Origin of the sequence: Pelotomaculum terephthalicicum JT, assembly GCF_022410535.1 — a bacterium.
Classification (GTDB): domain Bacteria; phylum Bacillota; class Desulfotomaculia; order Desulfotomaculales; family Pelotomaculaceae; genus Pelotomaculum_D; species Pelotomaculum_D terephthalicicum.
Map to the genome: position 1 here is coordinate 1 of NZ_JAKNBL010000016.1, position 11,708 is coordinate 11,708.

Consider the following 11,708-nt stretch of genomic DNA (forward strand, 5'->3'; position numbering starts at 1 on the left):
CCGAATTCCCAATTGGATGCGGATTTAAAAAAAATTCCTCTATGGTAAGTAGGAGGAATTCAATAACGATGGTTCAAGCAAAGCCTTGTGCCATCTGCCTCGGCGAATGCCGAGAGGCTATTTATATATATCCGGAGGTTTTACTACAATTTATGGAACTATTGCCGCCCTGTACCAATGCCTGTCCCGTACACACGGATGTCCGCGGCTACCTAGCCGCCATATCAAAGCGTGACTACACGGAAGCCTACAACTTGATTAAGGCGAACAATCCTTTTCCGTCAGTTTGCGCCTGGATTTGCTCACACCCCTGCGAGGGAGCCTGCCGCCGGGCACAGGTCGACGTACCTGTCGCCATTCGCAGCCTAAAGCGCTTTGTTGTGGAAGCAGTGGGTGCGCGGACGGAAGAGAGCAGGGCAACCGGATATACCGGCAAAAAGGTTGCCGTAATAGGCTCAGGGCCATCCGGTTTAACCGCGGCATTTGACTTGGCGCGTCAAGGGCATCAGGTTGTAGTTTACGACCGTTCCAGGGAGCCGGGCGGACATTTCATGGCCTCGCTGCCGACATTCCGCCTGCCGCGGGAGGTACTGAGACGTGATGTCGGACTGATTTTGTCCGCCGGGGTTGAATTTATTCCGGAAACCGAAGTGGGTAGGGATATCAGTATTGATGAATTGAGAAACGAATATAACGCGGTTATTATTTGTACCGGTCTATGGGGTGGCCGGGGCCTGGCCATGCCGGGTTTTGACCATCCCGACATATTATCTGCGCTGCCTTTTTTGAAGTCGGCAAATCAGGGAGAGCGCCCACGGGTTGGGAAAGAGGTCGTTGTGATCGGCGGAGGAAATGTGGCGATTGACGTGGCCCGCGCCGCGTTGCGCTTAGGGGCGCTAAGAGTTAAAGTCATTTCAGTTGAGAAACGGGAGCAAATGCCGGCGTCAGCCTGGGAGATTGCCGAGGCGCTGGATGAGGGGGTGATTTTGGAGCCTGGTTACGGCCCGGTGGAGGTCCTGCTGTCTAGCGGAGGTATTATTACCGGTGTCAAAGTGCAGAAGGTGAAAGCTGTTTTTGACCGGGAAGGAAAATTTAACCCGACTTATGAACCTAATGTTTATCAGATTGTTCCAGGAGATACGGTAATCCTTTCCATCGGTCAGACGCCGGAGACATCTTTTCTTGAAGGAAGCGGCCTGAAAACCGGTGCGCTGGGTTACTTGCCGACAGATGAAAATTCTCTTGCAACCGGTTCCTCCGGCGTTTTTGCTTGCGGTGAAATAGTCACGGGGGCGGGACTGGCAATAGCCGCAGTGGCGTCAGGTCACCGGGCGGCAGGTATTGTCGGCCGCTACTTGCGTGGTGAAAAAGCGCTCCCGGTTGGTGGAGAATTTAAACTGCTTGGGGCGCTGCCTGAAGAAGTAGCCAAAAAAGTGCCGCTCAAAGAACGTCAGGGAATGCCTTCTCTACCGCCTCGACAACGTTCTCTGAGCTTTTTGCCTTATGAAATGGGTTTAAGTGAAGACGCTGCCCTCCGTGAAGCGGGACGTTGTATGAAATGCGGGTTGGGAGCAAGGGTGGAGCCGGAAAAATGCGCCGCTTGCTTAACCTGTCAGCGAGTTTGTCCTTATGGTGTTCCTGTTGTTGAAGAACACGCCAGGATTTCCGTGGAAGGCTGCCTGGCCTGCGGCGTCTGTGCGGCCGCCTGTCCGGCGGGCGCTATCACGCTGGAAGCTCTGGATGAGATTACCGTAAACATATCAAACGAAAGTTACCTGGTTATATTCGCCTGCCGGGAGGTCTGCACGAGCATCACCCGGAAAAAGTTAAAAAATATATCCGCATTATATGAATCGCGGCTGGTAGAAATACCTACCGCCGGAGCCCTGCGCCTGGAATGGATTCTGGAAGCTTTTGAGAAGGGTGCCGCCGGTGTGGCGGTCGCGGCCTGTGGACCGGGTCAATGTCGGCACCCCGGCGGGAGCGCCTCATGCAAAGGCGTATTAGAGCGCGCCAGAACGCTGATGGCCCAATTGGGGATTCCCTCAGAGCGGCTTTACTACTGCCAGCAAGATGAGGGAGAGGACCTGATTCCTCTGCTTGAAAATTATTATCACAGGTTGAAGATTATCGATACAAATTAGATGAACTCACCACAGTTTTGAGAGAATAAGCCGGGTGTTGGTAACCCGGCCGGCAATGAATTATTTTTTTTCATCTTTTGGGGGCTCATCTTTTTTGGCTTCTTCTGAATAAAACCCTTGGCCGCAGCCACAGTCACCGTCACCCGTGCCTGGGGGCATAATAGGGTTGGGATTCCAAGCCGGCATAGGGAAGCCGCCGGTTAGTCCGCCGGTTAATCCACCGGTTGGCATACCTGGACCGGGAGTGCCTGGACAAGGAGTGCAGCCGGGGGCTGGGCACCATCCAGATGTCGGGGCCATGCCGGGCGGCATGCCTGGAGGGCAGCCGGGAGTTGGGCACCATCCGGATGTCGGGGCCATGCCTGGAGGGCAACCGGGAGTTGGACACCATCCGGATGTCGGAGCCATGCCGGGTTGCATCCCTGGGCAAGTCTCTCCTCCGGTTACCTGGACTCCCCGGTATGCGGCATCAACTGTGTTCCAAAACTTTGCTTCCCCTGCCTCTTCCATGATCATGCCTAAAATTATATGCCGGGTAAATTCGTCCGGAGCCATACATCCCAGCATAGCCAGGTGTTTTATTTGCTGGAGTTCGATCTGAATCACTTCATGAACCAATGTGCGAAGAGCATCCATTTTTATTACCTCCTGTAAAAAATGTTTAGTAAATACTATTTTTTTTCTTCTTGCTCACCGGCGGAATAAGGCATGGTGCCAACAGGTGACGCGGCGGGCATTACCCCGAAACATTGGGACAGCAAGGAAAGTTTTTCCGTCATGCGTTGTTCTTTGCAGGCCATGTATAAGATTATTCTGCGGAGTTCTTCTGAAGGTACGGCTTGTGCAATCCGGGAATAGAGAGCGACTTCCTGTTGTTCACCTTTTGCCAGCATCCCCAGGATGTTTTGCGGGTTGGGATAACAGTCTCCTGTCATGCCGCCCATTACGTCTTCTTGCTTAGCGCTCATATTGATATCCTGCCTTTCTAAGGTTGATTGTTGTTATATTATATGAAAGCGGCTCCATGTGGTTACATTTACCATGTCTGGAATGTGAAATAATTTTATATTTTGTTGAGGCACCCAATATCGTCGTATGTTTTAAAATGTTATCTGACACGCAGCTTGGTTTGCTGAGGCACATCGTAATTGCCTTCTTTGCTGATCGTGGCGTTTATGTTAAAACGTGAAAACTTGTCCCGGTATGATTGGACAGCCGATAAATGTAAATCGTGATGACCTAAGACAACTTTTAAGTTATTGATGTTATCAGAACAAGTAAGACTGGCGCCATCAACGGACTGGACCCGTTGATAAAATTCAACAGCTCTCTGATGCTCTAATGTTACTGACAATTCAAACCGCGCCGGGCGAAATAACCGGCCGTTAGAATAAGAAAAGCACCGATCACCTATCCCGCCGAGACCGTACCAGGTGAAAATGGCATTACCACCGTTTTTGAGAATAAACCTTCCCCGGGACATTTCCGATAAATCCAGCCTGCTCACTTTGTATGAGTTGTAGACAAAACCATTTTCAAAAACTTGAACTACGGCATAAGCGCAAGGGAACTGCACAGTCGCCGGCACTTCCACGTAAGGGAGATTGCCGGTCATGAACCGGTTGGCGGTAACCTTGTTCCGGTGTATATGTCCGCAAAAAACACCTTGCACACAGGAAAATGGCCTGATGGTTTTTTTTAACTCAATATGGTTTTTGACGCCGAACCATAAGTCCGGACCGTTGCATGGATGGTGAAGAAACAGGTAAGAGGGCTTGCCCTCATTTTGCAATATGTTTTTAGTCCATTGCAGCTGATTTTGGTCTATATATCCCCAATTATTGTTTTCTCTGCAGGAGTCAACCAAAATAAACTGGTAATCACGAAATACATAGTTCGCGCAAGTTTTTTCCCGATTGGACACATAGTCAAGAAAACCCTGTTCGCCTATACCTGAATCTTTGGTATATTTGTCATGATTGCCGATGCATAACAGGTGGGGGGTGTCTCCGAAGCAGGGCAGGATTTGATTGCGTAGTTCCAAATATTGCTGCTTGTTGGCGGAATCAGTAAGGTCGCCTGTGAGTACCGCCAGATCAATGTTCCGTCTTTTGCTGTCCTGAATGCACTGGACTAATAAACTGCTTGAGTATTCAACGAGCTTGCCAAAGTAAATTTCATTGATGTCCTGCGCGGGGTTTGTGGAAGCAATGTGCGTGTCGCTAAAAATGGCGTAACTGAAAAGGTGCCTCCCTTCCGGTTTAGGTAGAGTGGTGAACGAGTTAAGGGGGCCTTGCGCTTCTTTGCATTCCACCCGGTACCAATAACGCGCGGAGGATTTTAAGCCATGTATTTCCACCCAGTGATATTGTGTATTTTGGTTGACTGTGTACTTAGTTAACCGTTCGGGAGTGTCCCCAAAACATATTGTGGTGTCGGCTAATCGTTTTGGTGTTGCCCAGGTGATCATGGCGTGGTCATAACCAACAGTACATAACTCTTCGTTGCAAATCGCCGGATAGCTTGTTATAGCCAACGGATAGTAATCAATTTGGCTGTCTGTTTTAAAATTCCAGGGTAAGTTATTGATACACCGTATAGCTGTTTTTTTTGAAACAGTACTCATTTGTGAATTTCTCCATAAATTTATTATTGCTAGTATATGCTTATTTATTGCGACTTGTAACATTTAGCATCAGCGGCGTTGAGTATCTAAAGCGGGTGGCTAAAATTGTTATTTAGACGAGGACAAGTGCCCATGTTTTGGATACCTCGGTATAGAGCAACTGTAGCCCCAAGGAGTATAGTAAAATTATACGGGACCAGACTAAGCGTTGAGTCTTTGTTTTTTCAGTAAGTATATGAATTTTTCTACCAATTGTGGATCAAATTGTTTCCCTGCACACCTTCTTAACTCTTTTATGGCTGCTGTTTGGGTTAAGGCCTTGCGGTATGGACGGTCGCTGGTTATGGCGTCATAAGCGTCAACAATTGCCAGGATACGGCATTCCAACGGTATTTCCTCACCCTTCAGTCCAAGGGGGTATCCCTCGCCGTTCCACCATTCGTGATGTTTAAGGACCCAGTCGGCAATAGGAACAAGATCCGGCGCGAGTATGGCGATACGGTGGCCAATTACGCAATGCTGCCTCATTTCAGCAGTTTCTTCAGCGTTTAGAGGACCGGGTTTAAATAAAATGCTGTCCGGTACTCCAATCTTGCCAATATCATGGAATTGCGCCAGAAGACGCAAATCGGTTAAACTGCGTTCCGGCAGATCGATGGCTGAAGCCAGATTAACGATCAGGATTTGTAACCGGTCCGCATGTTCTTCTGTCATAAAATCCCTTACTTGAAGCATTTTCATCAAGGTTTGCACTACGGCGCTGCGTGTGCTTTGAGCCTGGTGGAGTTTTTCCCGGTACATCTTATTGTCCGCTTCTTTAAAAAGCTCGTTGATGCTTATAGATTGATCGCTTCTTGCGGCAAACCCGACGGAAATACTGAGCGGCAGTTCATGGTTTGTCGCGTTGTGTCTGGCGATGGCGTCTTTTATTCTTTTACAGGCTTCTGCGAGAGTGCTTTCTTTAGTGTCTGGAATAATCGCGGCGAATTCGTCGCCGCCGATTCTTGCCACCACATCGCTTTCACGAAAAGAACTTCTTATGATATTGGCGACTGTCAGCAGTAGAGCGTCCCCGGCTTCATGCCCAAGTGTATCGTTGACAAGTTTGAGCCCGTCCACATCACAAACAATTATACCCGCCGTGTTGCCGCGCCCTCCTCCAACCCGCCGCATTTCCTCCTCAAAATAAGCGCGATTATGCAGGCCGGTGAGGGAGTCATGCAGGCTTATATGTTTCAGGCGTTCCTCAAGCTGCTTTTGTTCAGTTATGTCCCGAATAGTCTCAATCGCTCCGACAACTTGCTTTTCTTTGTCAAAAAGAGGTGAAACAATTCCCCAAATATAGGCGCCTTTTCCTCCGTGCAGATCAGGCAAATATGACTGCCCGTGCAATGTGATGCCTTTCTTTTCAAAGTAATCGTAAAAAGAAGAGGGATCAGCTTCAGCGTTGAAGGCAAAATCAACCAAACCTGGGCGGGGTATCCCGTAAAAAGGTAGGGAGTACATATAATCTCCTTTGCCCAGCATTTGTTCTTTTGGCATACCAGTCATTTCTTCAATAGCCCGGTTCCAGGCAATAATCTTCTTATCCGGGCCGATTACAAAAGTGGCATCGGGCAGGAATTCAATAATATCCTGCAGCCGCTGGTTTGCTAAAGCCAGGGCGGCCTCTTTCTTTTGTAATTTGTCATACTGTTGCCTGAGTTCTTCTTCGGTGGCAATTAATTCTTCATTGATGGCAATTAATTGTCCAAAACCGCCACCAAACAACCGGCAGTATCAACAACTGCTGAGATGAAATCACGTTCCCTTTTTAAATCCCGCTCAGCCTGCTTTCTCTTTGTGATGTCCGTGAGCATGCCCAATGAGCCAATAAAGCGACTGTCCTTGTCAAAAAAAGGGGTGGCCGACACTATCGCCCAAAATGGTGAGTTGTCTTCGCGGCGGTATTCAAATTCGTATTGTTCCCAAATTCCCAGTTTGCGGCGTTTCATGATGTTTTTAGCATGGGACCAGTGCTCTTTGTCTATATAATCAAAATAAGATCGCCCGTTCATTTCTTTAACAGTAGAACCAAACATTAAAGCCAGTTTTTCATTGGCGAAGGTTGTCCGATTGTCGGCATTCAATATCCAGATGCCATCATTGGCGGTTTCGACTATCCGGCGGTACTGCTCCTCCATGTCATACTTGTTTTCCGAGTTGTTTAACCAGTGCTCAACTTCGTATGCACTACTTTTTTGGTTTAGAAAATCATTTGGAGGCAAATAGTAAAAGTTATGGTGAATATGGGTACCACGCACCAGCATCGGGTGAGTGATGATCACTTCTTTTATGATTTCCGGGCCGGTTTCTTTACGGTTATACTGGCAAAGGGAAACACATGGATATTCCGGAAAGAAATAATTCAACTTGGCCTCATATTCCATTAGCTTACGCGCATCTGTTTCACTCTGGAGAAACCGGGTCATTTCTCCGGTTATACGTATGATATTATAACCATCAGCTATTGCTTCAGTTGTTTCTTTCTTTAATAATGCAATCATTTGGTCAGGATCAAATACGCCGTTTTCCAATTGAAGTTCATTTAATGTTAAAATAAGAAGTTGCCCGGATGATTCAGCAGCAGCTACGTTGACGCCTTCTTCATTTAAGTAGCCGCGTACTTGGTCAGCCGTGCTTGCATTCGCGATATAAATGCATTTGTCACCCTGCTCAAAACCAAGGACAATAAAAGGGATGACAATATCATACCATTCTTCCGGCGTGTCATAGATCAAGCAAAGATGACTGTGAGGCTTAATCATTTGCAGAGTATCCTTTTGTTGGTGAAGCAACCTATTTTCCTCCCAGTGCTGTCATATATTTTTTGTGAATTATTTGTTTTTCGGCAAAATTATGAATTTACCTGCAAAACGTGTCTTTTGATGTCGAAAAATATTGTAAAATAGTAATTAAATTATGACTATTATTAGGTGATATAAACTTTTATAATTAGATTACCAGCAGTTTGGTATGCCCGTCCGCATATCAGCCGCATTGTATGTCCAAGGGTTATTGATAAAACATATGTTCTTAAAGAGCAAATGTTTCTTAATTAAAATATATATGGAGGTGTAACTTTATTGAACAAGACAGAAATATTAAATAACATAACTAATTACTATATAAATTCTCACGATTTTAATGGGATTCCTTATATGGAGATCAAAAATAAATATAAAAATTATGATGAGAATGATTTTAAAGCAATAATAATTGATTTAATAAAAGAAAAATTAATAACATTAAACTATACAATAAATCCTCATGTTAAACAATATAGTGATTTTCCTATTACACAACAAATTGAAGTATTAAAGAACAATTCCGTAAAACAAATTTATTTTTATCCAACTGAAGAACATTTAGAAAGTACCTTGGATGAAAATAAGTACAGTGATAAACCGTTCATTAATATGTTGTATTTTGGCAAACCTCAATTAGAACCATTATTCTTCGATATGAGAATTCTGGCGGAATATTCCAATGATTCTTACCATATCAATGTTATATCTGATTATTCTGGTGCCATAGCTTATAATTATAAAGATATGTGCGAGAAGGACAAGATTCTGCTGCCGGCATTTGAGCTTGGATTTGTTAATAAAAGTAGAGAAAGGGTGGTTGCAGCTTCCTTAAGACATCTTAAAGATCTTTCTGTAGAACATCAAAATAAATGGATGTCTTATTTGATCGTTGATGATGAGTGTCAAACTTTTTGCGGTGATTATCATAATTCCATCTTCGGCGAATGGGTTGAAAACGCATCAATATATGAAGCTTTTATAGAGCAATTATTTCATATAAACCAAATGTCTTTGAGTATATTTGATAAAAAATTATTCAAAGAAGATTTCAAAAAAAACAGACCTGATGGTTTCAGGCCGCTTTTTGTTCCAAATGAGAATAATTATAATAATTTTATTAATGTATTGGATGATATGATGTCTGGAAACATCAATATAACTTTCTTTGAAGAGTCTCAAGATTCTTTTAATAACCCGGCAGCGCATCTCTTTAATGAATGGCTGCGGAAGAAAGTCATATTGCAGGATGATGAGGATTATAATGTTATTATTAACCCATTTCTTAGAATCAGCAATATTAAACAAAATTTAGCGCATCATATTGGTAATAATAATTACGATAAGAAATATATTAATGAACAGAATTCTTTATTGAAGGAAGCATATGAATCAATAAAGGCAGTTAGAACGTTGTTTGCCGGTCACCCGGCAGTTAGAGGTTATAGCGTACCGGATTGGTTAAATAAAGATGACTTGATCTTAATTTAATCTCAATTTTCAAGTATGTATTTAAATGTGCCGAGCGCTGCTTTTGCTCCTTCCCCCGCCGCGACGATTACTTGTTTCTCAGGCGCGGATGTGGCATCTCCCGCCGCGAAAATCCCCGGCACGGAAGTATTGCAGCTGCAGTCAATGACAATTTCGCCATTGTCATTTAAATTGATAAATCCCCTTAAAAAGTCGGTCATAGGCACGGTGCCGATTTCAATAAAGACACCTTGCACCTCCAGGGTCGATTCCCTGAAAGGCTCTTTGACAGACTTGAGGACAATATTTTTTACGGTTTGCTCACCGTCAATTCTAATTGTTTGATATCCGGTCATTTTAGTAAGATTCGGGGCGTCTTTAATCTTATCGTTTAGCACGGGATCACTGCTCCAGTCGTCCGGGGAAATCACGTATATGTGCTCAGCTATTTTCATTAAGTCATATGCCGCTGTAATTGCAGAATTGCCTCCGCCGATTACCGCTACTTTCATGTTCGCAAACAAGGGGGCGTCACAGATGGAGCAGTAACTTATTCCTTTGCCGGCAAACTCTTTTTCCCCCGGCACATTCAACCACCGGGGTTGCTTGCCGGTGGCCATGATCAATGTTCTGGCGGAGTATTGCCGTCCGCTTTTTGTGGCAAGAATAAAATTGCTGTTTTGTTTCCCGGCCGAAATAACTTCATCCAGTATTTTTTCAACCGGATACTTCTCAACCTGCTCCTCAAATTTTTTCATCAATTCTTGACCGGTGACAAGCTGAAACCCCATATAGTTCTCCACCATACCGGTCCTTGCCGCCTGACCTCCCCATTCCTTGCCGATGAGCAGGGTTTTTAGTTTTTTGCGTGCCGCGTATACAGCGGCTGTCATCCCGGCGGGACCCATGCCAACTATTGCGACATCGTACAAGAATAAAACCCCCTTTTATTATTAACTTTTGCTCAGTTGCCGGGGATTATTCATCAAACAACGATGGTGGATGGAATTGTCCTTCGTTTGACAGGGACTTGTTTTTTCTATAATATATAAACTGAAATAAAAATTTCCTCGTTAGGTGAGGCTTCTACATAGACCATATGCCGCTGCCCGGAAAAGTCGAAAGACTGTAACGGGTCAACAGGTATTACCGGCTTAAGGTTTTATCTAATGTGGCTGAGATCATTTCTCTAGCTATGTACGTGCCAAAGCTCGAACGAGAGGGGAAAGGGATTTACTGGGAACGACCCTTTTGATACCTTTCTCCAGGGTTGTTTTTATTTTTGTAACCATGAAGGGAAAATACTGTCCGGAAGCTGGGAGGTGCCTTTAAATGAATGAAGTCAAAACACAAGGAGAGTTTTTTATCAGCACCTTCCTTGGTAAAAAGATTTATGACGCCGGCGGTAAAAAGATAGGGACGGTCAGGGACCTGGCGGTGCTTTGGGACGGAATATATCCAAGAGTGACCGGGATAAAATATGCCAAAGGAAGCTTAAAAATCATTAATATTTCTGAGATAAATACATTTCATAATAAAGGGCTTTTTTTAAAAAACAATTCCGATGTGATGAATAATGCGGAAATTCAGGAAAATGAACTCTTTGTAAAAAAGTGGCTTCTTGATAAACAGATCGTGGATATCAAAGGGTCAAAGCTTGTTAGGGTTAATGACATCCAGCTTTCCTGGTTAAAGCGGAACGATGTCTATGAAGTGATGCTGAGCGCGGTAGATGTTGGCGTGCGCGGTTTACTCAGGAGGGTTATCGGTTACGACCCCAAGACAGAGCGGCTGCCTGTAAGTCTGGTTGGCTGGCAGTACTTGGAGCCGCTCCAGACACGCACGGAAAATATAAAGCTTTCCGAGACCACCGATAAGTTCAGTAAACTGCACCCCGCCGATATCGCCGAGATTATTGAAGAACTTGATCACTATGAAAGACCTCATTTTATCAATAACCTGGATGATCAGACCGCTGCCGAGGCGTTGGGCGAGGTGGACCTTGATACCCAGGTCAATATCATTGAACGTATGGATAGTGAGCGTGCTTCCCGCATCATCGAGGAAATGGCCCCTGACGAGGCCGCCGATTTGCTCGGCGAGCTAACGCAGGAGAAGTCGGATGAACTGCTGAACTTGATGGAGCCTGAAGAAGCGGAAGACGTGCGGGAATTGATGGAGTACCCTGAGGATACGGCCGGTGCGCTAATGACCACCGAGTTTATCGCCATAAGCCTAAACATGACCGCGCAGGAATCTATTGATAAAATTCGCGAGACGGCTCACGCGGCGGAAATGATTTATTACCTTTATGTTCTGGATGAAGATGAAACACTATTGGGAGTGTTGTCCTTACGTGAATTAATTATGGCTCAACCGAATACTCCAATGCGGGAAATAATGCAGGATCGAATCATCACTGTTTTATCCGGCGACGAACACAGGGATGTGCTTGACACCATCGTAAAGTATGACTTGATCGCTGTGCCGGTGGTGGATGACAAAAATCACATGCTCGGAATAATCACGGTGGATGACGTATTAAACACTATTGTGCCTGATCGCAAAAACCTGGAGAGCTTTTCCTATTACATGATGCGCAAAGCCTTCAGCAGGAGGTGA

The 11,708-nt window shown here is 45.1% G+C and carries 9 protein-coding genes and 1 riboswitch; of the genes, 3 read left to right on the forward strand and 6 right to left on the reverse strand.

Features of this window, described 5'->3' with window-relative positions:
* Window positions 1-68 precede the first annotated feature (68 nt).
* Window positions 69-2,144, forward strand: a complete 2,076-nt coding sequence (locus L9W92_RS10565; RefSeq protein ID WP_240083727.1) for an FAD-dependent oxidoreductase — start codon at window positions 69-71, stop codon at window positions 2,142-2,144.
* Between the two features lie 60 nt (window positions 2,145-2,204).
* Here the strand turns inward: L9W92_RS10565 and L9W92_RS10570 are convergent, their stop codons facing one another.
* The 5 genes from L9W92_RS10570 to L9W92_RS10590 form a co-directional block, all read right to left on the reverse strand.
* Window positions 2,205-2,780 carry a hypothetical protein gene (locus L9W92_RS10570; protein ID WP_240083782.1) on the reverse strand — a complete coding sequence of 192 codons (576 nt, stop codon included), beginning with the start codon at window positions 2,778-2,780 and terminating at the stop codon, window positions 2,205-2,207.
* 35 nt (window positions 2,781-2,815) lie between these two features.
* Entirely contained in the window at window positions 2,816-3,112 is a 297-nt protein-coding gene (locus L9W92_RS10575) for a ferritin family protein (RefSeq protein ID WP_240083728.1), read from the reverse strand.
* A gap of 140 nt (window positions 3,113-3,252) precedes the next feature.
* Complete coding sequence (locus L9W92_RS10580; RefSeq protein ID WP_240083729.1) at window positions 3,253-4,770, reverse strand: purple acid phosphatase family protein; 1,518 nt, start codon at window positions 4,768-4,770, stop codon at window positions 3,253-3,255.
* Between the two features lie 201 nt (window positions 4,771-4,971).
* A complete protein-coding gene (locus L9W92_RS10585) occupies window positions 4,972-6,540 on the reverse strand; it encodes a sensor domain-containing diguanylate cyclase/phosphohydrolase (RefSeq protein WP_240083730.1) in 1,569 nt (522 codons plus the stop codon).
* A complete protein-coding gene (locus L9W92_RS10590; RefSeq protein WP_240083731.1) occupies window positions 6,513-7,607 on the reverse strand; it encodes an MEDS domain-containing protein in 1,095 nt (364 codons plus the stop codon). Before L9W92_RS10590 ends, L9W92_RS10585 begins: the two co-directional genes overlap by 28 nt.
* A gap of 288 nt (window positions 7,608-7,895) precedes the next feature.
* Between L9W92_RS10590 and L9W92_RS10595 the strand changes: the two genes are divergently transcribed.
* Complete coding sequence (locus L9W92_RS10595; protein ID WP_240083732.1) at window positions 7,896-9,107, forward strand: hypothetical protein; 1,212 nt, start codon at window positions 7,896-7,898, stop codon at window positions 9,105-9,107.
* A gap of 2 nt (window positions 9,108-9,109) precedes the next feature.
* Here L9W92_RS10595 and L9W92_RS10600 read toward each other — a convergent pair whose 3' ends face one another.
* Window positions 9,110-10,018: an NAD(P)/FAD-dependent oxidoreductase gene (locus L9W92_RS10600; protein ID WP_240083733.1), complete on the reverse strand. Its 909-nt coding sequence runs from the start codon at window positions 10,016-10,018 to the stop codon at window positions 9,110-9,112.
* A gap of 130 nt (window positions 10,019-10,148) precedes the next feature.
* A riboswitch (M-box (ykoK) riboswitch) is annotated at window positions 10,149-10,317 on the forward strand.
* A gap of 101 nt (window positions 10,318-10,418) precedes the next feature.
* On the opposite strand from L9W92_RS10600, the gene L9W92_RS10605 reads away from it, so the two are divergent.
* Complete coding sequence (locus L9W92_RS10605) at window positions 10,419-11,708, forward strand: magnesium transporter MgtE N-terminal domain-containing protein (protein ID WP_240083734.1); 1,290 nt, start codon at window positions 10,419-10,421, stop codon at window positions 11,706-11,708.

What these genes read in the sequence shown, in the direction of transcription:
- L9W92_RS10580 (WP_240083729.1), bottom strand. Translation starts at nt 4,770, where the DNA reads ATGAGTACTGTTTCAAAAAAAACAGCTATACGGTGTATCAATAACTTA.
- L9W92_RS10605 (WP_240083734.1), top strand. Translation starts at nt 10,419, where the DNA reads ATGAATGAAGTCAAAACACAAGGAGAGTTTTTTATCAGCACCTTCCTT.
- L9W92_RS10570 (WP_240083782.1), bottom strand. Translation starts at nt 2,780, where the DNA reads ATGGATGCTCTTCGCACATTGGTTCATGAAGTGATTCAGATCGAACTC.
- L9W92_RS10565 (WP_240083727.1), top strand. Translation starts at nt 69, where the DNA reads ATGGTTCAAGCAAAGCCTTGTGCCATCTGCCTCGGCGAATGCCGAGAG.
- L9W92_RS10575 (WP_240083728.1), bottom strand. Translation starts at nt 3,112, where the DNA reads ATGAGCGCTAAGCAAGAAGACGTAATGGGCGGCATGACAGGAGACTGT.